20 protein-coding genes are annotated in these 25,334 nt (G+C 71.7%); 9 read left to right on the forward strand and 11 right to left on the reverse strand.

The window, feature by feature from the left end; genetic code table 11:
- Positions 1 to 106 precede the first annotated feature (106 nt).
- From BLV01_RS19755 to BLV01_RS19765, 3 genes are all read left to right on the forward strand, one after another.
- Positions 107 to 4,138 (forward strand): non-ribosomal peptide synthetase, encoded by a 4,032-nt coding sequence (locus BLV01_RS19755; RefSeq protein WP_091804021.1) that lies wholly within the window; start codon positions 107 to 109, stop codon positions 4,136 to 4,138.
- Positions 4,139 to 4,148: 10 nt separating this feature from the next.
- Positions 4,149 to 5,537: a glycosyltransferase gene (locus BLV01_RS19760; protein ID WP_091804025.1), complete on the forward strand. Its 1,389-nt coding sequence runs from the start codon at positions 4,149 to 4,151 to the stop codon at positions 5,535 to 5,537.
- 218 nt (positions 5,538 to 5,755) lie between these two features.
- A complete protein-coding gene (locus tag BLV01_RS19765; RefSeq protein ID WP_091804028.1) occupies positions 5,756 to 7,021 on the forward strand; it encodes a patatin-like phospholipase family protein in 1,266 nt (421 codons plus the stop codon).
- A 246-nt stretch (positions 7,022 to 7,267) separates the two neighbouring features.
- Here the strand turns inward: BLV01_RS19765 and BLV01_RS19770 are convergent, their stop codons facing one another.
- Both BLV01_RS19770 and BLV01_RS19775 read right to left on the reverse strand, forming a co-directional pair.
- A complete protein-coding gene (locus BLV01_RS19770) occupies positions 7,268 to 8,935 on the reverse strand; it encodes a phosphoethanolamine transferase (RefSeq protein WP_091804031.1) in 1,668 nt (555 codons plus the stop codon).
- On the reverse strand, positions 8,932 to 9,735 hold the full coding sequence (locus tag BLV01_RS19775; RefSeq protein WP_254782703.1) for a phosphatase PAP2 family protein: 804 nt from the start codon (positions 9,733 to 9,735) through the stop codon (positions 8,932 to 8,934). The genes BLV01_RS19770 and BLV01_RS19775 overlap by 4 nt, the downstream gene beginning before the upstream one ends.
- Positions 9,736 to 10,073: 338 nt before the next feature.
- Between BLV01_RS19775 and BLV01_RS19780 the strand changes: the two genes are divergently transcribed.
- Together BLV01_RS19780 and BLV01_RS19785 are read left to right on the forward strand one after the other, a co-directional pair.
- The gene (locus BLV01_RS19780; protein ID WP_091804033.1) at positions 10,074 to 10,793 is read left to right on the forward strand and encodes a response regulator transcription factor; all 720 of its coding nucleotides are present in this window, start codon (positions 10,074 to 10,076) and stop codon (positions 10,791 to 10,793) included.
- A complete protein-coding gene (locus tag BLV01_RS19785) occupies positions 10,780 to 12,075 on the forward strand; it encodes a sensor histidine kinase (RefSeq protein ID WP_091804036.1) in 1,296 nt (431 codons plus the stop codon). The genes BLV01_RS19780 and BLV01_RS19785 overlap by 14 nt, the downstream gene beginning before the upstream one ends.
- 124 nt (positions 12,076 to 12,199) lie before the next feature.
- On the opposite strand, the gene BLV01_RS19790 is transcribed toward BLV01_RS19785, so the two are convergent.
- Together BLV01_RS19790 and BLV01_RS19795 are read right to left on the reverse strand one after the other, a co-directional pair.
- Complete coding sequence (locus BLV01_RS19790; RefSeq protein WP_091804038.1) at positions 12,200 to 13,075, reverse strand: EcsC family protein; 876 nt, start codon at positions 13,073 to 13,075, stop codon at positions 12,200 to 12,202.
- A 317-nt stretch (positions 13,076 to 13,392) separates the two neighbouring features.
- A complete protein-coding gene (locus tag BLV01_RS19795) occupies positions 13,393 to 14,085 on the reverse strand; it encodes an FMN-dependent NADH-azoreductase (RefSeq protein ID WP_091804042.1) in 693 nt (230 codons plus the stop codon).
- Between the two features lie 135 nt (positions 14,086 to 14,220).
- Here BLV01_RS19795 and BLV01_RS19800 point away from each other — a divergent pair, with 135 nt between their 5' ends.
- Complete coding sequence (locus BLV01_RS19800) at positions 14,221 to 15,123, forward strand: LysR substrate-binding domain-containing protein (RefSeq protein ID WP_091804045.1); 903 nt, start codon at positions 14,221 to 14,223, stop codon at positions 15,121 to 15,123.
- Positions 15,124 to 15,198: 75 nt separating this feature from the next.
- Here the strand turns inward: BLV01_RS19800 and BLV01_RS19805 are convergent, their stop codons facing one another.
- A complete protein-coding gene (locus BLV01_RS19805) occupies positions 15,199 to 15,609 on the reverse strand; it encodes a tautomerase family protein (protein WP_091804048.1) in 411 nt (136 codons plus the stop codon).
- A 128-nt stretch (positions 15,610 to 15,737) separates the two neighbouring features.
- Between BLV01_RS19805 and BLV01_RS19810 the strand changes: the two genes are divergently transcribed.
- Entirely contained in the window at positions 15,738 to 16,592 is an 855-nt protein-coding gene (locus tag BLV01_RS19810; protein ID WP_091804051.1) for a LysR family transcriptional regulator, read from the forward strand.
- Between the two features lie 198 nt (positions 16,593 to 16,790).
- Here the strand turns inward: BLV01_RS19810 and BLV01_RS19815 are convergent, their stop codons facing one another.
- Positions 16,791 to 17,006 carry a transcriptional regulator gene (locus tag BLV01_RS19815; protein ID WP_036110112.1) on the reverse strand — a complete coding sequence of 72 codons (216 nt, stop codon included), beginning with the start codon at positions 17,004 to 17,006 and terminating at the stop codon, positions 16,791 to 16,793.
- A 980-nt stretch (positions 17,007 to 17,986) separates the two neighbouring features.
- Between BLV01_RS19815 and BLV01_RS19820 the strand changes: the two genes are divergently transcribed.
- Positions 17,987 to 18,601, forward strand: a complete 615-nt coding sequence (locus BLV01_RS19820) for a helix-turn-helix domain-containing protein (protein ID WP_091804054.1) — start codon at positions 17,987 to 17,989, stop codon at positions 18,599 to 18,601.
- 118 nt (positions 18,602 to 18,719) lie between these two features.
- Here BLV01_RS19820 and ung read toward each other — a convergent pair whose 3' ends face one another.
- The 5 genes from ung to rhlB form a co-directional block, all read right to left on the reverse strand.
- Entirely contained in the window at positions 18,720 to 19,424 is a 705-nt protein-coding gene (ung, locus tag BLV01_RS19825) for a uracil-DNA glycosylase (protein ID WP_091804057.1), read from the reverse strand.
- The gene (locus BLV01_RS19830) at positions 19,421 to 20,275 is read right to left on the reverse strand and encodes a response regulator (RefSeq protein ID WP_091804060.1); all 855 of its coding nucleotides are present in this window, start codon (positions 20,273 to 20,275) and stop codon (positions 19,421 to 19,423) included. Before BLV01_RS19830 ends, ung begins: the two co-directional genes overlap by 4 nt.
- A 265-nt stretch (positions 20,276 to 20,540) precedes the next feature.
- Positions 20,541 to 21,437, reverse strand: a complete 897-nt coding sequence (gene ftsX, locus BLV01_RS19835) for a permease-like cell division protein FtsX (RefSeq protein WP_254782705.1) — start codon at positions 21,435 to 21,437, stop codon at positions 20,541 to 20,543.
- Between the two features lie 164 nt (positions 21,438 to 21,601).
- Positions 21,602 to 22,288, reverse strand: coding sequence for a cell division ATP-binding protein FtsE (ftsE, locus tag BLV01_RS19840; protein ID WP_091804070.1), 687 nt, complete (start codon positions 22,286 to 22,288; stop codon positions 21,602 to 21,604).
- A 457-nt stretch (positions 22,289 to 22,745) separates the two neighbouring features.
- A complete protein-coding gene (gene rhlB, locus BLV01_RS19845; protein ID WP_091804073.1) occupies positions 22,746 to 24,554 on the reverse strand; it encodes an ATP-dependent RNA helicase RhlB in 1,809 nt (602 codons plus the stop codon).
- A gap of 289 nt (positions 24,555 to 24,843) precedes the next feature.
- On the opposite strand from rhlB, the gene trxA reads away from it, so the two are divergent.
- On the forward strand, positions 24,844 to 25,176 hold the full coding sequence (trxA, locus tag BLV01_RS19850) for a thioredoxin (RefSeq protein WP_091804076.1): 333 nt from the start codon (positions 24,844 to 24,846) through the stop codon (positions 25,174 to 25,176).
- The last annotated feature ends 158 nt before the right edge of the window (positions 25,177 to 25,334 follow it).

Raw genomic sequence — 25,334 nt, forward strand, 5'->3', positions numbered from 1 at the left:
ACGAGTCGGCCGCAGGCTCGCGCGCACCCCGCTTGGCGCGCCGACGGACACCGCGTCCGCCGGCCGGCGGGCGCGCGCGTCCCGGCACCGGCTCAGAGGAAGCGCCATGAACGAACTCCATGCCCCCGGCCTGCCGCTCACCACCGCCCAGCGCGGATTGTGGGTCGGGCAAAAGCTCGCCTCGGCCGAAGCGACCTTGAACATCGCCGAGGCGGTGGAGATCCACGGACCGGTCGAGCCGGCGCTGTTCCAGCGCGCGCTGCGTCAATTCGCCGACGAGGCCGAAGCCGTGCGCGCGCGCATCGTCGAACACAACGGCCTGCCGTACCAGATCGTGCGCGAGCGCTACGAGTTCGAAACGCCGTACATCGATTTCAGCGCCGAGCCCGACCCGCGCGCCGCCGCCGACGTGTGGATGCAGGCCGAGATCAACCGCCCGGTCGACATGGCCCACGACCCGCTGTGGGTCGGCGCGATCTTCAAGTTCGCCGACGACCTGTACTGCTGGTACCAGCGCGCGCACCACACCGTCTACGACGGCTACAGCGGCGGCATGGCGGCCAAGCGGCTCAACGAGCTGTACTGCGCCTACCGCGACGGCGTCGAGCCCGAGCCCTGCGGCTACGGCACGCTGGCGTCGCTGATCGAGGCCGAAGCGTCGTACCGCGATTCCGACCGCTACCGCCGCGATCGCGAGTACTGGCTGGAACAGCTCGCCGGCCTGCCCGAGGCGGTGACCCTGGCGCGCCGGCGGGTGCGCAACAACGGCGGCCTGCGCCGCTCCAGCGGCCACGTGTCCGAAGCCGGGCGCACCCGCCTGGCCGAGATCGCCCGCGACAACGCGGTGAGCCTGCCGCAGGTGCTGATCGCGTTGATAGCGGCCTATTACCACCGCGCCAGCGGCGCCCACGACCTGGTGTTCGGCATGCCGGTCACCGGCCGCGCCAGCCACGCGCTGCGCAGCACTCCGGGCATGGTCGCCAACGTCGTCGCCATCCGCCTGCAGATGCGCGCGGACATGAGCATGAGCGAGCTGTTCCAGCAGACCTCGCGCACGGTCAAGTCGGCGCTGCGCCACCAGCAGTACCGCTTCGAGGAACTGCGCCGCGACCTGGGCCTGGTCAACCCCGACCAGCACATGGCCTGGCTCGGCATCAACATCGAGCCGTACGACTACAACAACTTCCTCGGCCACCGCGGCAGCGCGCGCAACCTGCACAACGGCACCGCCGAGGACCTGACCGTGTTCGTGTTCGACCGTCTCGACGGCCAGGGCCTGCGCTTCGACTTCGACGCCAATCCCACCCTGTACCCGGCCGCCGAACTCGACGAGCACAAGCGCCGGCTGATGCGCCTGATCGAGGCGGTGCTGGAAACGCCGGACATCGCCCTGGGCGCGATCGACGTGCTCGGCGCGGACGAACGCACCCGCCTGCTGTCGCAGTGGAACGACACCGACGCCGCGCTGCGCGACACCACCGCGCTGGCCGAGTTCCGGCGCCAGGCCGACGCCACCCCCGACGCGGTCGCGCTGATCGCCGGGCAGACCCGGCTGAGCTATCGCGAACTCGACGAATCCAGCACCCGCCTGGCCCGGCGCCTAGTCGCGCGCGGCGTGCGCCTCGGCGACACCGTGGCGATCGCGCTGCCACGCGACGAAGTGCTGCTGTCGGCGCTGCTGGCGGTGTGGAAGGCCGGCGCGTCCTACCTGCCGCTGGACCCGGACGCGCCGATGCAGCGCATCGCCGTGACCCTGGACGACGCCGCGCCGAGCCTGCTGCTGACCGCGCCGGCGTTCGCCGACGCCTTCGCCGGACGCGGCCTGCCGCTGCTGTTCGCGCACGCCCAGGACGAACGCTACGACGCGCAGACCGCGGAAGACGCGCCGCGGCTGCCCGAGGTCGGCGGCGACCACGGCGCCTATGTCATCTACACCTCCGGCTCGACCGGCGTGCCCAAGGGCGTGGAAGTCGGCCAGCGCAGCTTCTGGAACTTCCTCCAGGCGATGCAGCGCGAACTGCGGCCCGAGCCCGGCCAGCGCTACCTGGCGCAGACCACGATCACCTTCGACATCGCCGGCCTGGAGCTGTTCCTGCCGCTGACCGTCGGCGCCACCGCGGTGCTCACCACCGCCGAGGTCGCGCGCAATCCGCTGGCGCTGGCGCGGTTGATCGACGAGCAGCGCATCGACGTGATGCAGGCCACGCCGTCGCTGTGGCGGATGCTGCTGGCCAACTCCGACGTGCGCCTGCAGCGCGTGCATGCGCTGGTCGGCGGCGAAGCGCTGTTGCCGGAACTGGCCGAACAACTGGTGCGCCAGGCGCGCCGCCTGACCAATCTGTACGGCCCGACCGAGACCACGGTGTGGTCCACCGCGATGGAGATCGACGCGCAGACCCTGGCCGCCGGCCACGGCGCGCCGCCGCCGATCGGCCGGCCACTGCTCAACACCCAGGTCTACGTGCTCGACGCCGCCGGCCAGCCGATGCCGTCCGGCAGCGCCGGCGAGCTGTACATCGGCGGCGCCGGCGTGTCGCGCGGCTATCGCAACCGCGACGCGCTCAACGCCGAACGTTTCCTGCCCGATCCGTTCCGCCCCGGCGGCCGCCTCTACCGCACCGGCGACCTGGCCCGCTGGCGCGACGACGGCACCCTGGAATACCTCGGCCGCGCCGACCAGCAAGTCAAGATCCGCGGCCACCGGGTCGAACTGGGCGAGATCGAGACCCAACTGCGCGGCTTCGACGAGGTCGCCGAGGCGGCGGTGGCGCTGCATCGCGACAGCGCCGGCAACGCCGTGCTGACCGCCTACGTGGTGGCCGCCGCCGGCGCCGCCGCCGCGCCCGAGGCGCTGCGCCGCGCGCTGGCCGCGCGCCTGCCCGACTACATGGTGCCGGCGGCGTGGATCGAACTGGACGCGCTGCCGATGACCGCGAGCGGCAAGCTCGACCGCAAGGCGCTGCGCCCGCCCGAGCGCAGCCGCCAGAGCGCGTACGTGGCGCCGCGCACCGAGGCCGAGCGCAAGCTGGCGACGATCTGGCAGCGGATCTTCAAGCTCGAACGCGTCGGCATCCACGACAACTTCTTCGAGCTCGGCGGCGATTCGCTGACCGCCGCCGAGCTGGTCGCGGCGCTGCCGCGCCACTTCGGCTCGGAGCTGTCGATGGGCGCGCTGTTCGAAGGCTCGACCATCGCCGGCCTGGCCGCGGCGCTGGAACGCAGCGGCGGCGACAACGACCCGCTCGGCGCGCTGCTGGCGCTGCGCGGCGGCGCGCAGGAGCGGACTGCTCAGGAGCGGCCGCTGTTCTGCATCCATCCGGTCACCGGCGTGGGCTGGGCCTTCACCGGCATGCTGCGCCAACTGGAGCTGCCGCTGTACGCGCTGCAGTCGCGCGGCCTGCGCGGCGGCGCGCTGCCGGGCAGCATCGAGGAAGTCGCGGCCGACTACATCGCGCAGATGCGCAAGGTCCAGGCGCACGGCCCGTATCGCCTGCTCGGCTGGTCGCTGGGCGGCCTGATCGGCCACGCGGTGGCGGCGCAGCTGCAGCGCGAAGGCGACAAGGTCGAACTGCTGGCGATGATGGATTCCTATCCCTTCGCCGCCGAGCCGGCGGCGCCGGACGAGGCCCAGCAGGCCCAGGCCGTGCTCAAGTTCCTCGGCTTCCACCACCGCCTGCGCGAAGCGCCGCAGGACATGCGCGCGCTGACCGAGCTGCTGTGCCAGGAATACGAGGTGTTCTCCAACCCGCTGGTGCAGCAGGTGCTCAAGGACGACGCCAAGCTGATCGAGCACGTCGCCGCGGTCACCCGCAACAACCTGACCCTGGCGCGCCGCTACGCGCCGCAGCGCATCGACGCCGACGTGCTGTTCTTCGACGCGCGGCGCAAGGAGCGGGTCGACCTGGACGGCCTGCTGCACTACCGCGCCAACGCCTGGCAGGCGCACGTGGCCGGACGGTTCGAGGTGCACGAAGTCGATTGCCACCACCAGACCATGCTCGAGCCGCGCGCCGCCGCGCACATCGGCCGGGTCCTGCGCGAGCGCCTGCACGGCGCGTCCGCGCAGCCCGCGCGCGCGGACGCGCTGCCGCCGGCCGCATTGACCGCGGCCGCGGCGCTGGTCGCCGCCTATTCGTAAGGAGACGCACGTGTCCGCTTCCGCCCCTGCAACCGCAACCCTCGCGTCCGTCGCCGCTGCGGCCGCGGCCGATCCCACGCCCGGCGCGGTGGTGATCTTCACCGTCGGCACCCAGGGCGACGCACGCCCGTGCATCGGCCTGGGCCAATCGCTCAAGCGCGCCGGCTATCCGGTGCGCATCGTCACCAGCGAGAACTTCGCGCCGCTGGTGCGCGAGGCCGGGCTGGAGTTCGCCGCGATCAGCGCCGACTTCAGCGACCTGCTGACCAACAACCCCGAGACGGTCGACAAGGCGCTCAACCCCTGGTACCTGGTCCAGCACACCCGCGCCAAGTTCGCGCAGTGGGCGGCGACCTGGGCGCAGGAAGCGCGCCCGGCGTGCAAGGGCGCGGCGCTGCTGGTCGGCACCGGCATCGTCACCCAGTTGGCCAAGGCGATCGGCGAGGCCGACGGCATCCCCTTCATCCAGGCCCACCTGCAGCCGTTCACGCCTTCGCGCAAGCTCTCGCCGCTGTCGTTCTGGTCCGAGCGCGAGTTCCCCGGCGCGGTCAACATGGCGCTGTTCTCGGTGATGAAGCTGCTGGCCTGGTACACGCTCAAGCCGGCGGTCAACGGCGCGATCCGGCCGCAGCTCAAGCTGCCGCTGTTCCCGTGGTACGGGCCGTTCTTCGACAAGAACCCCGAGCGCATGCGGGTGCTGTACGGCTACAGCCGCCACATCCTGCCGCCGCCGGACGACTGGCCGGCCGAGGTCAAGGTCACCGGCAGCTGGTTCCTCGACCAGGCCGACGTGTGGCAACCGCCGCAAGCGCTGGCCGAGTTCCTCGCCGAAGGCGACAAGCCGGTCTACTTCGGCTTCGGCAGCATGCTGGCCAACAACGCCGAGGCGCTGACCCAGGTGGTGCTCGACGCGGTGCGCATCAGCGGCCGGCGCGCGGTGCTGGCGACCGGCTGGGGCGGCCTGCGTTGCGATCCGGGACGCTTGAACGACAAGGTCTACGTGATCGAGGCCGCGCCGCACGATTGGCTGTTCCCGCGCATGGCCGCGACCGTGCAGCACGGCGGCGCCGGCACCACGGTGGCGGCCGCGCGCGCCGGCGTGCCGTCGGTGTTCGTGCCGTTCTTCGGCGACCAGCCGTTTTGGGCGCGGCGCATGCACGCGCTCGGCGCGGCGCCGCCGGCGCTGGACCGGCGCACGGTCACCGCCGAACAGATGGCGCAGGCGGTGGCGGCGGCGCTGCAACCCGAGCGGGTGCGCGCGGCGGCCGAGCTGGGCGAGAAGATCCGCGCCGAGAACGGCGGCGCCGCCGCGGTCCGCGCGCTGACCGAATGGGGCCTGTTGCCGCCGCCGCGGCTCGCCCGCGACGACGCCGCGCCGGCGCTGGAGCGGGTGGCCTGAATTCCGTCTTCGGATAGGGGATCGCGCGGGCGCCCCGGCCCTGGCTCCCACGGGCGAGGGCCGGGGTGCGGCGCGCAAGCGCCGCGCGGCCGGACGCGACGCCCGCGCGATCCGGCGCGGCCGCGGCGGGTCCGGTCACAGCCTGGGAGACGCGCCGCGCGCACAATGGCGGACTGCCCCGCGGCGCCTGCGCGCGCTGCCGCCACCGAGGCGTCCCCATGCAAAGCACCGATGTCGAACTCGAGCGCCTGCGCGTGCGCCGCGAGGCGCACCGCGCCGAACTGGCCGCGCGCAGCGGGATCAACCCGCGCGAGGGACGCGCCCTGTGCCTGTCCGGCGGCGGCTATCGCGCCGCGCTGTTCCACCTGGGCAGCCTGCTGCGCCTGCACGAGGCCGGCCTGCTCGCCGGCCTGAGCCTGATCAGTTCGGTCTCCGGCGGCAGCATCGTCTCGGCCTGGCTGGCCTGCCGCTACCTCGACACCCGCCGCGACGGCGAAGAGAGCTTCGCCGCGTGGAGCGACCGCATCGACTTTCGCGCGCAAGTGGTCGAGCCCTTCCGCGCGGTCGCCGCGCGCGACATCCGCACCGTGCCGGTGCTGGCGACGCTGCCGTTCAACTGGCTCAAGCCGTCGTGGCGCATCGGCCTGCTCGAACGCGGCTACATCCGCGCCTTCGGCGAACGCCGCCTCGACGACCTGCCGCAATCGCCCTCGTTCGTGTTCTGCGCCACCGACCTGAGCTTCGGCGTGAACTGGGAATTCTCGCGCCGCCGCGTCGGCGACTACCTCGCCGGCTACCTGCGCGACGGCGCGCAGCGGGTGCGGCTGAGCTGCGCGGTCGCCGCCTCTTCGTGCTTCCCGCCGGTGTTCGGCCCGGTCCGCTTCGAGGCCCCGCCGGGCGACTACCAGCGCGGCGACTATCGCGGCGACGACGGCGACGCGCTGCGCGCGCGGATCGAACTCAGCGACGGCGGCGTCTACGACAACCTCGCCACCGAACCCAGCCTGCGCCGTTATCGCGAAGTGCTGGTGTCCGACGCCGGCGGCCCGTTCGTGTTCGAAAGCAAGCGCTGGTGGCTGTCGCGGCTGATGCGCTACACCCAGGTCATGGGCAACCAGGCCGAAGCGCTGCGCAAGCGCCTGTTCTTCGGCCAGGCCGAGAGCGGCTCCTTCAGCGGCGTGTACTGGAGCCTGACCGGTTACCGCGACGAAGGCGCCGACGGCTACAGCCCCGCGCTGGTGCGCGACGTGCTCGGCCGCCTACGCACCGACCTGGACCGCTTCCTCGACGTCGAGTTCGAAGTGCTGGTCAACCACGGCTACTTCGCCGCGCACGATGCGCTGTGGCGGCAAAACGGCTGGCTGCCGGACGCCGCGCCCGCCGCCTGGCCCTATCCCGAGCGCGCCGACGAGCGCCAGGTCCGGCAATGGCTGCGGCGCAGCCATGCGCGGGTGCTGCACCGGCGCTGGTGGGGGGCGATTTGAGCGTGGGCGGGTGACGACGCAGCATTGCTCCGCCGCCGCTCATCGAAGATTCGCCGGAACGACGGCGGGCAAGGGACGACGCAGTTGCGTTGACGCGGTCGCGGCTTGCGCCGCTCCTACAGTCGGATACGAACCAGCCGAAGTCCCTGTAGCAGCGGCGCAAGCCGCGACCGCGACGACCCAACTACGAGGCCGCCCTCAACGCGGCCGCAATCCGCACGAACCGCACACCCATCATCGAAGCCCTCAAACCGCCTTGCGCACGCACGGCGCGAACAGATCCATCCGCTTCTCGTACACGCTGGTCTCCACCTGCATCAACCCCAGCACCGAGTGGAACAGGTTGTCCTGGCTCGCAGGCTTGGCCGATTCCGCGCGCAAGCACTGCAGGTCCAACCCGCGCGACGCGGCGAAGCCCGGCGAGAACCACATCGCCATCGGCACCTTGGTCTGGGTCTTCGGCGCGATCGCATACGGCACGCCGTGCAGGTACAGCCCGTTCTCGCCCAGCGACTCGCCGTGGTCGGACAGGTAGATCATCGCGGTATCGCGCGAGGTGTCCTGGGCCAGGTAGCGGATGGTCCGGGCCAGGAATTCGTCGGTCGCCAGCACCGCGTTGTCGTAGGCGTTGACGATCTGCTGCTGGTCGCACTTGCCCAGTTCGTTGGTGTCGCAGGTCGGCGTCCAGCGCCGCAGGCGGTCGGGATAGCGGCGGAAATAGGCCGGGCCGTGGTTGCCGAGCTGGTGCAGCACCACCACCGCGTCGCCCGGCTTGGCGCCGATGCGCTCGCGCAGGCCGCGCAGCATCACTTCGTCGAAGCAGCGCTCGCTGTCGCAGTAGTTCGGGTCGGTGTCGTGCTCGAAGGTCTCGAACGCCAGGCCCTTGCACACGTTCTTGCAGCCGGTCTGGTTGTCGCGCCACAGGGTCTGGATGCCGGCGTACTCGAGCACGTTGAGCAGCGACTCCGAACCCTGGATGCGGTCCTTGTCGTAGTTGGCGCGGCCGAACGGCGAGAACATGCACGGCACCGAGACCTCGGTGCTGCTGCCGCACGCGGTCACGTCGGGGAAGTTGATCGGGCCGATCCGCGCCAGTTCCGGCGTGGTCTGGCGCTGGTAGCCGTTGAGGCCCCAGTTCTGCGCGCGCACCGTTTCGCCGACCACCAGCACCAGCAGGCGCGGCTTGGCGCCGGACGCGCGGCCGGCGGCCACGCGCGCATCGGTGCCGATCGGGGTGCGGCCGCGCACGCGCGAGGCCGAATCGTCCAGCGCCACCCGCGCCAGCGACACCAGGTAATTGGCCGGCGTCACCAGGTGGCGCACTTCCTTGTGGTTGCGCATCAGCGCCGAGATGTCCTGGAACGAGCCCATCAGCGCCAGCCCGGCCAGCGTCAGCGACGCGACCAGCAGCCCCAGCCGCACCAGCAGCGCGCGGCCCAGCGGCCGCGGCTTCAACCGCACCCGCCACAGCAACAGCGCCGGCAGCACGCCGTACAGCAGCAGCGGCAGCACCAGCCCGGCGGTGAACAGCTCCGCCGACTCCTTGCCGTCGGACTGCAGCACGTTGCGGACCATCCCGGTGTCCAGGTAGATCCCGTACTGGCTCATGAAATGCGCCGCGCCGGCGGTGACCAGCAGCAGCACCGTCAGCAGCGGCTTCACCGTCCAGCGGTTCAACAACACGCCCAGCAACAGCGCAGTGATCGCGACGATGGCCACGAACACGCACGTCGCCACCCACGCGCCGCCGCCGTTGGCGAACGCGCCGGCGGCCGAGGCCGCGCGCCAGAACGCGTTGTTGGCGAACGCGGCGAAGAACACGCTCGCGATCAGGACGATCGCTTCGACGCTGAGCTCGGGGCGGTAGGACAGCCACGCCGGCCAGCGCAGCTGCGGACGGGCGATGGCGTTCATCGGCCCGCCCCTTCCAGCGCGGCGCGTTCGGCCGGCGCCGGTCGCGGCGCCTCGCGCCGCGCCATCGCCAGGTACAGCGCCAACGCCACGAACCAGCTGATCGCCAGCGTCCACACGTCGTGCGAGAGGAAGTGCGCGCCGCGCAACTGTTGCGAGAAGCCGAACAGCAGCCCCACCGCCAGCCCGGTCGCCAGGCCCGCCCAGCGCAGGCGCGGGCGCACCTGCAGGAAGAAGAAGTACAACGCGATCCAGGCGTAGCCGCCGCTGGCGTGGCCGGCGGGGAAACACACGCCGCGCTCGAGCCCCGGCGGACGCCGGTCGAACAGGCCGAAGAAGGCGACCTCGCCGCCGTAGCGGGTCAGGTCCCAGGGGCAGTCCATGTTGGTCAGCGACTTCAGGCCCGAGGCCAGCGCCACCGCCAGCAGCGTGGCCAGCAACAGATAGGCCAGCGGCCGCCGCCACGGCGCCAGCGCCGGGCGCGAGTTCGCGTACAGCCAGAACGCGAACGCGCCCAGCCAGGCCGCGGTGCTGGCGTCGCGGCCGAAGCGGTGGATCAGGTGCTCGGTCAGGTAGGCGTTCTGCAGCGCCCAGCGCCCGCCTTCCAGCGCGTAGAAGCGGTCGGCCAGCCAGAAATCGCCGCCCAGGCCCATCGTCAACGCCGACAGCGCCGCCAGCGTTAGCAGGGGCCACAGCGCATGCAGGAGCAGGAACCGGCGCGGCGACATGCCGGCGGAGACGCCGGGCAGGACGGCGGGACGCGGGACGGCCGGCAGCAGCGGCCTGGTAGCGGAACGGATCATCGACGGCAGCGGGCTCGGAGACGGGCGTGGAAGACCCGTGCGAACACGCGTCGGGCTGCGGGGATGATCGAAACGGCGCTGTCGGAGAGCGGTCGGAACCGGGTTGGCGGCTCGTTAAACAGGCCAAAAAAGCCTCGGAACCGGGCAAAAGGCCGGTCTTGCGTTCAGATTCGGCCGGCGTTGCGCCGGCCCGGCGCTTGTTCCGACCGCGTTCCGACGCCACCGTATCCACACTGCCCGCCTGCGCCGGGACCGGGGACGTCCGCGCGCCCCATCCTCGACGCCCCGGCAATGGGGCACACTCGTTCACGCCGCCCCCGCGGCAGGAGACCCGGCGCATGCGCCTGTTGGTAGTGGAAGACAACCGCAACCTGGTCGCCAACCTCTTCGATTACTTCGAAGCGCGCGGCTACACCCTCGACGCCGCGCCCGACGGCCCGACCGGCCTGCACCTGGCGGTGACCCAGCGCTACGACGCGATCGTGCTCGACTGGATGCTGCCGCGCCTGGACGGCCGCGAAGTGCTGCGCAGCCTGCGCGAGGAGGCCGGCTCCGACGTGCCGGTGCTGATGCTGACCGCGCGCGACGAACTGCCCGACAAGATCGCCGGCTTCCGCGCCGGCGCCGACGACTACCTGACCAAGCCCTTCGCCCTGCCCGAACTGGAAGTGCGGCTGGAGGCGCTGGCCGCGCGCGCCGCCGGCCGCGGCCGCAGCAAGGTGCTGCAGGTCGCCGACCTCAAGCTCGACCTGACCACGCTGGAAGTCAGCCGCGGCGGCCGCTCGCTGCACCTGTACCCGGCCTGCCGCAAGCTGCTGGAAGTGCTGCTGCAGTCCAGCCCCGGCGCGGTCACGCGCGAGCGCCTGGAGCACGCGCTGTGGGGCGACAGCCCGCCCGACGGCGACATGCTGCGCTCGCATATCTACGAACTGCGCCGCGCGGTCGACGGCCCCTATCCGGTCAAGCTGATCCAGACCCTGCCGCGCGTGGGCTATCGCCTCGCGGCGCCGGCCGCAGCGGCCGACGCGGCAGACCCCGAGGCCGATGGCGACGCCTGACCGCAGCGCCGAACCGGCCCGTCCGCGCTCGAGCCTGCGCCAGCGGATCCTGCTCGGCCTGTTCGGCTACACCGCGCTGCTGTCGATCGCGGTGGTGGTGCAGGGGTTCTTCGTCAACGAGCACGCCGAGCACCTGGTGTGGACCTCGCTGATGAACACCGAGATGGACTACTTCGTCGAACGCAGCCGCGGCGACTCGGACTATCGCTGGAGCGACACCCAGGCGCTGTCGCTGTACGACAGCGCCACCCGCCCGCCGCCGCGCGAACTGGCGGCGTTGCCGCCGGGCGTGCACGACGAGGTCGTCGTCGCCGGCGTCGAGTACGTGACCCTGGTGCGCGACGTCGATGGCCGCCGCCTGACCCTGGCGCTGGACATCGACGACATGGAGCACCGCGAGTTCGACCTCGCGCTGACCATCGCCGGTTCGGCCGTCACCACCTTGCTGCTGCTGGGCCTGGTGATCGGCTGGGGCGTGCGCCGGCTGGTGCGGCCGCTGACCAACATGGCCCAGCGCATCGGCGGCCTGCGCCCGGACCGCTCGGGCCAGCGCGTGGAAGTGCCCGAATCGGCCAGTTCGGAACTGGTGGTGATCGCCGATGCGGTCAACGACTACCTGCAGCGCAACGACCGCTTCGTCGAACGCGAGCGCGCCTTCATCGACAGCGCCAGCCATGAGTTGCGCACGCCGATCTCGGTGATCGCCGGCGCCGCCGAGATCGCGCTGGAGCAGAGCGAACTGCCGGCCGGCGCGCGCCACCAGATCAACCGCATCCGCCGCACCTCGCGCGACGTCGAGCAGCTGATCTCACTGTTGCTGGTGCTGGCCAAGGACCCCAAGCGGCTGAGCGCCAGCAGCGACCGCGTCGCCCTCGACCACCTGCTGCCGGAGATCGTCGAGGACCACCGCCACCTCACCCGCGACAAGGACCTGACCCTGGCGGTGGCGCCGCTGCCGCCGTGCGAGATCCTGGCGCCGCTGCCGATCGTGCAGGCCGCGATCGGCAACCTGCTGCGCAACGCGATCGAGAACAGCGACCGCGGCGAGATCGCGATCCGGCTGCAGCCCGATGCCACCGTGACGATCGAAGACCCGGGCCACGGCATGACCCCGGAAGAGATCAGCGCGATCTACGCCCGCGTCGCCCGCGGCGGCCGCGAAGGCGGCGGCATCGGCCTGGACCTGATCTCGCGCCTGTGCGAACACCTGGGCTGGACCCTGCGTTTCGACAAGGCCGAACGCGGGACGCGCACGACGCTGGTGTTGAAGGCGTCCGAGTGAACTTCGCCAGCTGAAAGAAAAGCGTCGGGCCTGAAGGCCCTCCCACAACAGCGGCAGGCCTAGACCGCCCTGCGGTTGTGGGAGGGCCTTCAGGCCCGACGCTCTGGTTCCAGCCCGCCGCGCCCTACCCCCCGGCGCGCTCCGGCAGCGCCAACGCCTCGCCCGCCTTCACCCGCCGATACGCCTGCTCCACTGCCTGCGCGCCGTACTTCAGCTCCAGCCGCTTGACGATGAAATGCCCGCGCGCCATGTCCTGGTAGTGGTTGGTGAACAGCACGTTCATCGTCGCCGCGGTCGCCGCGCCGATCACCGGCACGATCTGCGCCGCGGTCTTCTCGGTGATCACGATCCCGAAGCGCGTGGCCACCGTGTCGATCAGCTTGGCCATCCACGCCGCCGTCTGCTTCTTGGCGTAGGCCTGGGTCAGCTCGTGCGCGCCGCGATGGCCGGCCAGGTGCACCAGCTCGCGGGTCGCGCCCTTGGTCAGCTCCGACAGCATCCCGCGCGAGGCGTAATACCCCGACTCGGCCGCATCGTCGCTCTTGCTGTTGCCGCCGAACGCGAACACCTCCACGCAGGCCGCGCGCACCCACGGCTCGGACACCGAGAACCCCTCGCTGCGCGCGATGTCGGCGACCGAGCGCATCATGATCACCGTGGTCACCGGCAGCTCCACCGCCAGCCCGGCCATGCCGAACAAACCGCCGGCCGCGCCGGACAGCGCCGCGGCCAGCTTGTGGGTCTTGGTCGAGGCGCCCTTGCTAGGCGCATCGCCGACCGTGCGCAGCGCCGCCGACGCGGCCCGGTGCAAGGCCGCGTGCACGATCTTATGGATGCGCTCGTGCGCGAACTTGGGCAGCTTGGACATGCCGAACTCGATCGGCGCGCCGGCCAGCGCCGCCATGCGCGCGGTGACCGACGGCGTCTCCAGCAACGCTACCGCGCGCTTGAGATCGGCCGCATCGGCCGGGTGCTGCAACGGATCGCTGTCTGGGGTCATCGCCTCTCGCCTGGTCGCGCCGGAATGGCGGCTCGCCGCGAAACGCGTTCGCGACCTTGCGAAGGTAGGGGCCGCCGGCGGCCCCGACAAGCCCGCGGCGGCCACCGCCGTTCAGCCGCGGGGCCGCCTCGGGAGCGGCGCGCGCCGCGACCGCGCCAACCCAACCACGAGCAAACGTCGAGGACGCCACCGCGCGCGCCGCGCCTGCATTCGCCGACGCGCGAGCGCGTGGCGAGACCTCGCACGAAAACCAGATCCGCAATCGTCGCGTTGGCGCGGTCGCGGCGCGCGCCGCGCCTACAGGCAGCTTCGCCGCCTCACGCGGCTTCGCGCAACGCCCGTCCGGCCACGAGCCGCCGCACCAGCGCATCGACCTCGCCTTCGGCGCGCTCGATCGATGCGCGCAGACGCTCGTCGCCGAATTCGTCGTATTCCACCGCCAGCGAATGCGCGTCGTCGATGCCGATGTAGCGCAGCGGAGTGAGCACGCCGGGTTCGACGTGGTTGATCGCCTCCAGCCGCTCGCCGCGGCCGTAACCGTAATCGCCGCGCGAGCTCAGCAGCACCAGCTGCCGGCCCTGGCCGGCCAGCATCGGCCAGTACGGCTCGCCGGCGCGGGCGCGGTCGAAGCCGAACGTGCGGCCCACGCGCACGATGTTGTCGATCCAGGCCTTGAGCTGGGCCGGCATGCCGAAGTTGTACATCGGCACGCCGATGACGACCAAGTCGGCGGCGAGCAGTTCGTCGACCAGCGCGTCGCTCTCGGCCAGCGCTTCGCGCATCCACGGCTCGCGCTGCGCCGGCGGGGTGAAGGCGGCATGGATCCAGCCGCCGGTGACCGGCGCCGGCGGCTGCAGGCCGACGTCGCGCACGGTCACCTCGTCGCCGGGGCGCAGCTCGCGCCAGCGGCGCACGAAGCGCGCGCTCAGGCGCCGGCTGTGCGAGCCGTGGGCCTGGGTGTCGGAGCCGCCGAAGCGGGCGCTGGAGTCGATGTGGAGCAGTCGGGTCATGGCGGGGCTCGCTGAGTCATGGATGAGTCCGGCTGCGCCACTGCGGCGCGGCGCCGGGATGGAAGCCATATTGAAAGCGGCCCGATTGGGCGACAAACTCCGATTTCTCAACCGACGGATGAATCGATCTCAGCCATGTCCAGCCGCCGCCTGCCCCCGCTGGGCGCCTTGCGCGCGTTCGAGGCCGCCGCGCGGCTGCGCAGCTTCAAGCGCGCCGCGCAGGAGCTGTCGGTGACGCCGACCGCGATCAGCCACCAGATCCGCAGCCTGGAGGAACACATCGGCGTGCGCCTGTTCGAGCGCCAGACCCGCCGGGTCGTCCCCACCGCCGCCGCCGAGCGCCTGTTCCCGGTGCTGCGCGACGGCTTCGACGCCTTCGCCGTCGCGGTCGAGGCGTTGCGCGCGCAGCCGCAGCGGCGCGCGCTGACCCTGTCGGCGACGCTGTCGTTCACCGCCAAGTGGCTGGTGCCGCGCATGGCCTCGTTCCGCCAGGCCTGTCCCGACCTCGACCTGCGCCTGCACGCCTCCGACGATCCGGTCGACCTGCACGCCGGCCTCGCCGACGCGGCGATCCGCTACGGCCGCGGCCCCTGGCCCGGGCTCGACGCGGAACCGCTGGTCGAGAACCGCTTCGCGCCGGTGTGCAGCCCGCACCTGGGCCTGCGCGGCCCGCACGAGCTCCGGCGGCACGCGCTGCTGCATTCGGAATGGCGCCACCCCAGCGCCGACACGCCGACCTGGCAGCGCTGGCGCGAGCGCGCGAACGCCGATGGGCTCGGACTCGACGATCTCGACCTCGACGCCGGCCTGCGCTTCACCGACGAGAGCCACGCCATCCAGGCCGCCATCGCCGGCCACGGCGTGGCCCTGCTGAGCCTGGCCCTGGTCGCCGACGACCTCGCCGCCGGCGCGCTGGTGCAGCCGTTCGGGCCGGTGCTGGACGGCCATCCGCATTGGTGGGTGCAGGCGCCCGGCGCGCAGCGCGCCGACCTCGCGGCGCTGCGCGCGTGGTTGCGCGCGCAGGCCGGCGCGGGCTGAACGCGGCCGCGCGCGCGGGCCCGCTTCGCCCGCGCGCGCACCGGCCTGCCCCGACGGCGCGGCGGCGCGGCAGGCTCAGCGCGGCGGGTCGAGGCGCGCGGCCTGGTAACGGCGTTCCTGGGTCGAACCGCCGTAGCCGTAGGCGGCAGCGCGCGCGTCGACGACGTGGATATACGACACCTCGTGGACGTCGCCGATCAAGGCCGACAGCTGCGCATAGGCGCGCTCGATGAAGCGCGCCTTCTCGTCCTTGGTGTTGGTCTCGTCGGTGATGCTGATATCGAGGAAGAACGAATTTCGCCCGAGTTCTTCCAGGCTGCGGCCGCCGACGAACCACAGCGCGCGCTCGACGAAGCGCACTTCGATCGCGATCAGTTCGCGTTGCTTGCCCAACGCGTCGACGGTGAGGTCGGCGACCAGGGCGCTGGCGCGGCGCGCCAGCGCGGGATCGGCGGGGCCGGAAATCTGCAGGTTCAGGTGCGGCATGGCGGCGGTTCTCTGCGGCGGGCCGGCACGACTCGGCCCCGGGGTGCAGGTACAGGCTAGGCTTGCCGCATCCATCGGAATAGCGGGAAGATCGGCGCTCATCCATCGGCTATCCCGGTAACGGCGCCATGCGCAGCCTCGACCTCGACCAGCTCCGCGCCTTCGTCGCGGTCGCCGAAGCCGGCAGCATCTCCGCCGGCGCCGGCCGCGTGTTCCGCTCGCAATCGGCGGTCAGCGAACAACTGCAGAAGCTCGAATCCGCCGCCGGCGCCGCCCTGCTGCTGCGCTCGCGCCAGGGCGTCGGCCTGACTGCGGCCGGACAGCGCCTGATCGGCCATGCCCGCCAGTTGCTGGCGCTGGGCGAGTTGGCCTTGCACGACGTGCGCAACGAAGTGCGCCGAACCCAGGCGCGGCTGGCGATCAGCGACTACTTCCGCAACGACGAGATCGCCGGCCTGCTGGCGCAGCTGGGCCGGCGCTGCCCGCAGCTGCGGCTGCAGGTCGAGGTCGGGCTCAGCGCGGCGCTGGCCCAGGGCCACGCCGAAGGCCGCCACGACCTGGCCGTGGTCATGCGCACCGGCGCCGCGCGCGAACGCGCCGCGGGACTGCCGCTGCGGCGCGAAGCGCTGCAGTGGGTGGCCGCGCCGGGCCTGGACCTGCGCGAGGAAAACGAGTTGCCGCTGGTGTTGCTGCCGCCGGATTGCAGCCTGCACGGCCTGGCCGTGCAACGCCTGCGGCGGCACCGCAGCGCCCATCGCATCGCCCATCAGGCCAGCGGCGTGGCCGGGCTGCAGGCGGCGCTGCGCGCGGGATTGGGCGTGGGCTGTCTCAATGCCTCGGCGATCGGGCCGGGCCTGGCGATCGCGCGATCGCCGCGGCTGGCCGCCTTGCCGGACTGCGCGTTCGCGTTGCTCGCGCCGCCGGCCGATGCGCCCGCGGACCTGCACGAGGCGGCATCGATCGTGCGCGCGTTCTTCGCCTGAAAGTCGGCCTGGGGTTCGCGGACGAGATCCGCGCAGAAAACCTGCGGCCGGGAATCCGCCCATCGCGGCGGACCCAGCGCTTACGCGATAACTGCAACTACGCCGGCCCCAAGGCGCGGCGCATGGCATCGGTGCGGACGGTCGCCCGCCGCAGCCCGGGCGTGCGGCGGATCGGCGCTCCCGCGAACGACGCGAGGGTCAGAGCAGCATCAGCTCCGAACGCTCCTTGGTGCTGTTGTCGACGAAGAACATCTTCTTGCCCTTGTCGGCTCGGTCCTCGACCACCTGGTACAGGCGCAGGGCCTGGCGGATCGCGGCGGTCTTGCTGACGCCCTTGCGGACGCACAACTCTTCGAGGAACTGCATCTCGCTGCCGGCCAGGTTGAGGGTCATACGGCGCCGGGTCTCTTTCATGAAATCACCTTACGTTGTGGCTGGGAGGGTTCGCACTGATGCCAGTCGCTACGGATCGCCGGCGCCGCAAGCGGCGACGGCCCGATCGCGCACCGCCGCACCGGCCGGCGCGAGCCGGCGCAGCGACCGCGGCGCGCTGGAGCCGCACCGGCGGACCGGTGCGACGGACGGACGGCGGCAGGGCCGCGCGCGGCAGCGGCCGAGAGCCGCACCTCCATGCGACGCCGGCCGCATCCGGGCCGGCGGGATGGAGGCCGAATCACGCTCCAGGGCACGCCATTGAGACCGGCAGGCACATGGAGCGTGAGTTCGGCTACCGGGTCGAGCACACCCAGGGCAGAAAGCCAGACACGTTGGATGGATGAATTGATCACTTCGTCTGCCCCCTGTGGCCGATGCGGACGCGTTATCGCCGCCGTCCGGCACCTTTCGACTTCCGACACCTGTCCCAATCGGAGAAACCCGGGGACCGAGGACATCGGCGGATTTACCGTGCACCGCTTTTGCGGCAGCAGAAAAGCGCAGCGCACGGCGGCAGGCGAAGTTTTTTCGCGATTTTTCGACGGGCCAGGTCGATGAGTGACCTGTTAGGTCAAAATAAATGTGAACATCATCACTTTATTTGACCACTCGCACGGTGGAAGGCCATGCATATTTTCAGACAAGTCCGAGCCGTTTTTCTTCACTGGAAAAGCCACCTAAGTGCCAGCAGGCACACCGATGGCCTCGCCCGGCCCGATCCTGCGTCTCTAGATCGGTTGCGACCCATTCCCTGCCGGCGCCCGTCCTCCCACGGCCTGCACACTGGGCCTGGCCTTGGCGCGACGCGAACGTGTCGGCCGTCACCCGGGTTTCCGAGGTTGGCGCACAAAAAACTTGACTAAAGGATGCCGGGTCCGATGCTTGGCAGTTTTGGCGCCTCGGCCTGCCCGCGCCTCCGGCACGGCCACCCGCCCCGATCGCAGTGCGGAGACAAAGGAATGAAATCGCCACACCCGCCGACCCTCGGCGGCCTGTTGCGCGCGCTGCGCGCCCGCAATCAATGGACTCTGAAGCAGTTGAGCGAGCTGTCCGGCATTCCGCTGTCCACGCTGTCCAAGATCGAACACGACCGCCTGTCGCTGAACTACGAGCGGCTGGTGCAGCTGAGCCAGCGGCTGAACCTGAGCATGGGCGAGCTGTTCTCGGCGCCGCTGCCGACCGAACGCGGGGTGACGGCGCGCCGCAGCATCGGCCGGCTGCGCGATGCGCCGCACGTCGGCGGCCGCAACTACGACGCTTACCTGCTGTGCGCCGAACTGCGGCGCAAGCGGATGATCCCCGTCCTGACCCGGATCCACGCGCGCAGCCTGCAGGAGTTCGGCGAACTGGTGCGCACGCCCGGCGAGGAATTCGTCTACGTGCTCGACGGCGCGGTGGCGCTGCACACCGAGTTCTACGATCCGACCGTGCTGCGCGCCGGCGAGAGCAGCTACATCGACTCGGATATGGGCCACGCCTATGTGCTGGCCGAAGGCTGCGATTCGGCCACGGTGCTGGCGGTGGCGGCCTGCGACGACGAACAGCCGCTGTTGGACGCGCTGGCGGCGCAGTGAGCCGAAGCCGCGGGGCGGATCGGCAATTCGCGGCCCGGGCCGCGCGCCGGCGGCGGCGAGGGGCGATCGCCGGGTTGCGGACCGCGTCCGCAGGCCGAACCCCGGCGAGCGCTGCGCGCTACAGCGCGCTGCGCGGCGGCAACGCCCAGTCGATCGGCGCCTGGCCGTTGCGCTGCAGGTACTCGTTGGCGGCGGAGAAATGGCCGCAGCCCATGAAGCCGCGGTGCGCCGACAGCGGCGAGGGATGCGGCGCCTTGAGCACGCGGTGCCGGCGCGGGTCGATCACCTTGCCCTTGGCCTGGGCGTAGCTGCCCCACAGCAGGAACACCAGGCCTTCGCGCTCGCGGTTGAGCACGTCGACGGCGTGGTCGGTGAAGCCCTCCCAGCCCTTGCCCTGGTGCGCGCCGGCACGGCCTTCCTCGACCGTCAGCACCGCGTTGAGCAGCAGCACGCCCTGCTTCGCCCACGGCAGCAGGCAGCCGTGATCGGGCCGGGCGATGCCGAGGTCGCGGTGGATTTCCTTGAAGATGTTGTCCAGCGACGGCGGCACCGCCACGCCGGGCTGCACCGAGAAGCACAAACCGTGGGCCTGGCCCTGGCCGTGGTACGGGTCCTGGCCGAGGATCACTACCTTGACCTGCTCGAACGCCGTGGCGTCGAAGGCCGAGAATATCTGCGGGCCGGGCGGGAAGATCCGCGCGCCGGCGGCCTTGCGCTCGCGCAGGAAGCGCGACAGCGACTGCATGTCCTCGCGTTCGAACCAGTCGCCGATGCGCGACTTCCACGACGGGTCGAGCTTGATGTCGCGATCGCCGTCGCTCATGCCGGCACCGCCGCGGGCGCGCCGAGCCGCGACAGGCGCAGTTGGAACAAGGTCTTGGTCACCAGCAGCCGCTCCTCGATCGGTTTGAGCACCAGGTCGTTGGCGCCGGCGCGCAGCAGTTCGCTCTGGTTGTCGCGGTTGGCATCGCCGGTCATCACCAGCACCGGCAGGCGGCGCTTGCCGTACGCGAAGTCGTTGCGCAGCCTGGCGAGCAGGTCCTTGCCGCCCAACTCGCCCTTCAGGTAGACGTCGGTCAGCACCAGGTCGGCGCCGGCGTCGCCGCCGTCGCGGCCGCTGGCGCGGTGCGCTTCCAGGTGTTCGAGCGCTTCTTCCACGCCGATGAAATGCAGCACCTGCAGCGAATGGCGTTCGAGCATGCGCTTGGTCGCCACCGCCACCACCCGGCTGTCCTCGACGTAGAGCACGCGCGCGCCGGGGATCGGCTGCGGCTGCACGTAGCCGCGGATGAACGCGGCCAGCGCGCTCTGGCCCAGCGACTTGTCGAAGTAGTCGGTGACGTCCTCGGTGAAGCGGCGCGCTTCCAGGTGGGCCTGGGCGTCGCCGGAGACCACGATCACCGGCACGTAGGCCTGGCCCGCGGCCTCGCGCACCGCGCGCGCCAGGGCGATGCCGTCGCCGTCGGGCAGCACCAGCGAGGTGGTGACCAGATCGACTTCGCCGTGGTCGAGCGCGAGCTTGGCCTCGATGATGTTGCCGCACTGGACGATGCGCGCGTTCGGCAGCTCGCGCGCGAGCACGTCGGCGATGAGCTTGCGCACCAGCCTGGAGCCGTCCACCACCATCACCCGCGGCGCGGTGTTGTCGAAATGTCGCAGGTTCTGGCTTTGCATGCGGGGCGGTACCGTCTCCGGACGCGCGTCCGGCGGCGCGGGCGCCGGGGCGGAAGGAGCGCAGGTCGTGCGGGGGGAGTCCGATTCTAGGCGCAAGCGGGGTCGGATTCCGAGTCTTGCGCGGCACGAATGCAGATTGGCCCGGATCGGGCGGTGGCCGCCGCCCTGCGCAGGAGCCGCGAGCGCGCGGCCGCGGATGCGGCGCGAGCGGCTACCCCGCGGTCGCGACTCGCATCGCGCCCACAGGGGCACGCCGGGGATTCGCTCAGTCCTGCCCGCCGCGGGTCTGGCGCAGGTAATGCCCGGTCACCACGCCGGCGCCGAGCCAGCCCAGCGCGGCGGCGCCGGCGAGGATGCCCAGCGCCTGCACGGGGTCGAAACCCTGCAGGGCGAAGCGGCTGCCGTAGCTGCGCGCCAGCGCGCCGAGCGGTTCGCGCAGGCTGTGGTCGGCCGCGGTCAGCAGCGCCAGCGCGACCGCGCCGGCGGCCAGGCCGTAGCAGGCGCCCAGGTACAGGAACGGCCGGCGGATGAAGCCGTCGGTGGCGCCGAGCTGCTGCAGCACGCCGATTTCCTCGCGCCGCGACTGGATGTCCAGGCGCACGGTGTTGCCGACCACCAGCAGCGCGCCCAAGCCGAGCATCGCCGCCAGCACCCAGGCCAGGCGGGTGCCGAAGCGCAGCCAGCCGTCCAGGCGCTGGCGCCAGCCGGCGTCGTGCTGGACCACGTCGGCTTCGCCCAGTTGTTCCAGCGATTGCGCCAGGGCCAGTTCGTCGCCGCCGGGCGTGACCACCAGCAGGCTCGGCAACGGGTTGTTCTCGACCGCGGCCAGCGCTTCGGCCAGGCCGCTCTTCTCGCGCAATTCGGCCAGACCCTGCTCGGGCGTGCGCACATCGACCGCGCCCACGTCGGGCCGCGCGCGCAGTTCTTCGGCCAGCGCGCGCGCGCGCTCGACCTTGACCTGCGGCTTGAGGAACACGCTGATCTGGCGCGAACGCTGGACGTCGCCGGCGAAGCGCTCGATGTTGCTCAGCGCCGCCCACAGCCCCAGCGGCAGCGCCAGCGCCACCGCCATCACGCCGATGGTCAGCAGCGCCGCCCACGGCTTGCGCAGCAGGCGGCCGAGGCTGGCGACCAGGCTGTAGAGGTGGTGGTCCAGCCACATGCCCAGGCGCGATTGCGCCGAGGCCTCGACCGCGGGCTCGGCGCGTTCGGCGCGCAGCTCGGACGGGCGCAGGTCGGCGCGGCCTTCCGCGGCGCGACCGGGGTCGGCGCGCGTGTCGGCCGCGCGTTCGCTCGCCTCGTCGTCCGGGCGGATGTCTTGCTCGCTCATTCGGCCAGGTCCTCCGGGGCGATGTCGTCGACCAGGCGGCCGTGGTTGAGCACCAGCACGCGCTTCTTCATGCGCTTGACCAGGGCCAGGTCGTGGCTGGCGACCAGCACGCTGGTGCCGCGCTCGGGCAGCGACTGGAACAGGGCCATGATCTCGGCCGACAGGGTCGGGTCGAGGTTGCCGGTGGGTTCGTCGGCGACCAGCAGGCGCGGCTCGCCGATGATCGCGCGGGCGATGCCGACGCGCTGCTGCTCGCCGGCCGAGAGTTCGCCCGGCAGCGCCGTCGCGCGCGCGCCGAGGCCGACCTTCTCCAGCGCCGAGCGCACCCGCCGGCCGATGTCGCCGCGGCGCAGGCCGCGCAGCAGCAGCGGCAAGGCGACGTTGTCGGCGACGCTGCGGTCGGCGAGCAGGCGGTGGTCCTGGAACACCACGCCGACGTCGCGCCGGTGCAGGGCGATGCGGCGGCCGCGCACCTTGAGCAGGTTCTTGTCGCCGAACACCACCGCGCCGCGGCTGGGCCGCTCGCTGAGGTGGATGAGCTTGAGCAGGGTGCTCTTGCCGGCGCCGGAATGGCCGGTGACGAACAGCATCTCGCCGGCCGCGACCTCGAAGCTGACTTCGCTGAGTGCCTCGTGGCCGCTGCTGTAGCGTTTGCTGACGTTGTCGAAGCGCAGGACGGTCATGGCGGAAGTATCGCAGAGCGAATCGCCGGAAAACATCACGTTGCGGCGCGGCGGTTCGGCCTGCGTTGGCGCCGCGGCCCGCGCCGCCCCATCCGACACCGGCCGCCAGCCGCGCCGGACTGCGGCAACCGGCATCGGTCGCCGCACATCGACGGCGGCCCTGACGCATCCCGGCCGTCGCAAACCGCGACCGACACCTGCCCGGCGTTCTACCGCCGCACGCAGCGAGCGCGGGCGCGGGCGCGGGCGCGAGGCGAGGATCTCGTTTGCGGTCGAATCGGAGCGCCGTGGCGGAAAGCGTCGGGCCTGCGACCCTCCCGCAAAAACATGAAGCCCCTGCCGCCACAGCCCCCGACGCATCCGGGAGCTGTGGCGGCAGGGGCTTCATCCGCGACGCTTTACCACCGCGTCGCCCGCAACCGCGGCGAAGCGGCGCGCGCCGCTTCGCCGGTCGGCCTCAGTGCTGGGTACGCGGCGGACGCGCCACCAACGACTTCAGCTTGCGGCCGAGGCGGCTCAGCAGCGAGGGCTGGCCCTGCGGCTGCGCCGGCTGCGCGGCGGCGGCCGGCTTATGCGCGGGCACCGCCTTGGGCGTCGAGCCGGCCGCCGGCTGCGCGGTTTGCGCGGCCTGCGGCGCGTTGGCCGAACCCTCGGCGCCGTCGATGCGGCGACCGCCGCGACGGCGACGGCGCTTGCGCGGCGCGCGCTCGCCTTCCGCGGCCGGGCTGGCGCCCGCACCCGCGACCGCAGGCGCGGCGGCCTGGGCCGCATCCTGCACCGGTGCGTCTTCGGCGCGCGGCTTGCGCGGCGGACGCGGCGCGCCGGCTTCGGCGCCGGCCGTCGCGGCCGCGCCTTCTTCGCTGCGCGGCTTGCGCGGCGCGCCGTCGCGACGGCCTTCGCTGCGGCCGCCGGGACCGCCGCTGCGACCGCCGCCGCTGCTGCGGCCGCGACCGCCGCTGCCGCTGCCGCCGCCGCGGCGCTGTTCGTCGGCCGCGCGCTGCTCGCGCGCTTCCTTGAAGATCGCGCCGATGCTCTCGTTCTCTTCCTCGCCGTCCTCGACCGCCGGCAGCTCGCGCTGCGGACGCGGCAACGCGACCAGCAGCTCGGCGTCGACCGGCGAGGTCGGCAGCTTCTGCTCGATGTAGGCCTCGATGTCCGGCAGGCTCATCGCGTAGCGCTCGCAGGCGAAGCTGATCGCGTCGCCCTCGGCGCCCAGGCGCGCGGTGCGGCCGATGCGGTGGACGTAGTCTTCCGCGTCGAACGGCAGGTCGTAGTTGTAGACGTGGCTGACGCCGTCGATGTGCAGGCCGCGCGCGGCCACGTCGGTGGCGACCAGGATCTCCAGCTGGCCCTTCTGGAACTTGTTGAGCAGCGACTCGCGCTTCTTCTGCGGCACGTCGCCCGACAGCACGCCCACGCGGTAGCCGCCGCGCTCCAGCGAACGCGCCACGCGCTCGACGAAGGCCTTGGTGTTGACGAACACCATCGTGCGCGCGCCCTCGCTGCGCGACAGCAGGCCCAGCAGCAGCGGGATCTTCTCGTCGTCGGCCGGGAAGTAGACCTTCTGCCGGACCTTGGCCGCGGTGATGAACTCGGTCTCGACCACGACCTTCTCGGGCTCGTTCATGTGCTCGTAGGCCAGCTCGAGCACGCGATGGCTCAGGGTCGCCGAGAACAGCAAGGTCTGGCGCTCGGTGCGGATCGGCATGCGCCGCAGCAGGAAGCGGATGTCCTTGATGAAGCCCAGGTCGAACATGCGGTCGGCTTCGTCGAGCACGCACACTTCGCAGGCGTGCAGCGAGACCACCTTGTGCTGCTTGACGTAGTCGATCAGGCGGCCGGGCGTGGCGATGATGACGTCGGCGCCCTTCTGCAACAGCTCGCGCTGCTTGTCGTAGTCGACGCCGCCGTAGACCAGGGCGAACTTCAGGCCCAGGTCGGAGCCGAACTTGACCGCGTCCTTGTGGATCTGGATCGCCAGCTCGCGGGTCGGCGCCAGGATCAGGGCGCGCGGGTCCTCGGGCTTGCGCTCGGCCAGGGCCGGGCGGGTCAGCAGGCGGTTCATCACCGCGACCAGGAAGGCCAGGGTCTTGCCGGTGCCGGTCTGGGCCTGGCCGGCGACGTCGCGGCCGGTCAGGGCGATCGGCAGGGTCAGCGCCTGGATCGGGGTGCAGCGGGAGAACCCGGCCGCTTCCAGACCCGCGAGCAGGCTCGGATGCAGGTCGAAGGAGGAGAACGTTATATCGGTTAAAGGCTTGTCGCTCATGCGTTTCCGGAATCCGCGCCGGTTCGGCGCCGTAGGGTGTCGCTTGCGTGGGTGGCGTCGGCGAAGCAGACTGCCGGGGCCGAGCCGGCCCCCGTTTTATGTGTCGGGACAACCGGTTCGATGAGGCCGTGGCGCGACGCGATACGCTGTGTCCCAGCCCCTGGAAGGGCCTTGAAGGCGCCACGAAACGCCCCAGTTTAGCGTAAGCCCCCGCCCGGCATGGCCCGCTCGGGCATTCCGTTCCAAATTCGCCCGATCCGTATGGTCCGGGCACCCGTAGGAGACCCCCGTGAGCGAAAAAGTTCTGCATGTTGGCGATACCGATTTCGACGCCACCGTGCTGCAGTCGTCCGAACCCGTCCTGGTCGACTTCTGGGCGCCGTGGTGCGGCCCGTGCAAGGCCATCGGCCCGATCGTCGAGCAGCTCGCCGACCAGTACGACGGCCGCGCCAAGGTGGTCAAGGTCGACGTGCAGGAACATCCCGGGCTCGGCGTGCGCTACAACATCCGCAGCATCCCGATGCTGATGATGTTCAAGGACGGCCAGATCCACTCGACCCAGCTCGGCGCGCCGCCGAACATCAAGACCCTGCTGACCCAGATGATCGACAAGGCCATCTGAACCGGCCGACCTGAGCAGCACCCGGTTCGCGCCCGCCACGGGCGCGGACCCTCCCCGACCGGCCGGCGCGCCGCCCCGGTCAGGTGAACGGCAGGATGGGGGAATCTTGCCGCAGCCCCGCAGCAGTGCTAGTTTCGCAGTACCCGGCGTCGGACTCC

Source organism: Lysobacter sp. yr284 (assembly GCF_900107375.1).
Classification (GTDB): Bacteria; Pseudomonadota; Gammaproteobacteria; order Xanthomonadales; family Xanthomonadaceae; genus Lysobacter.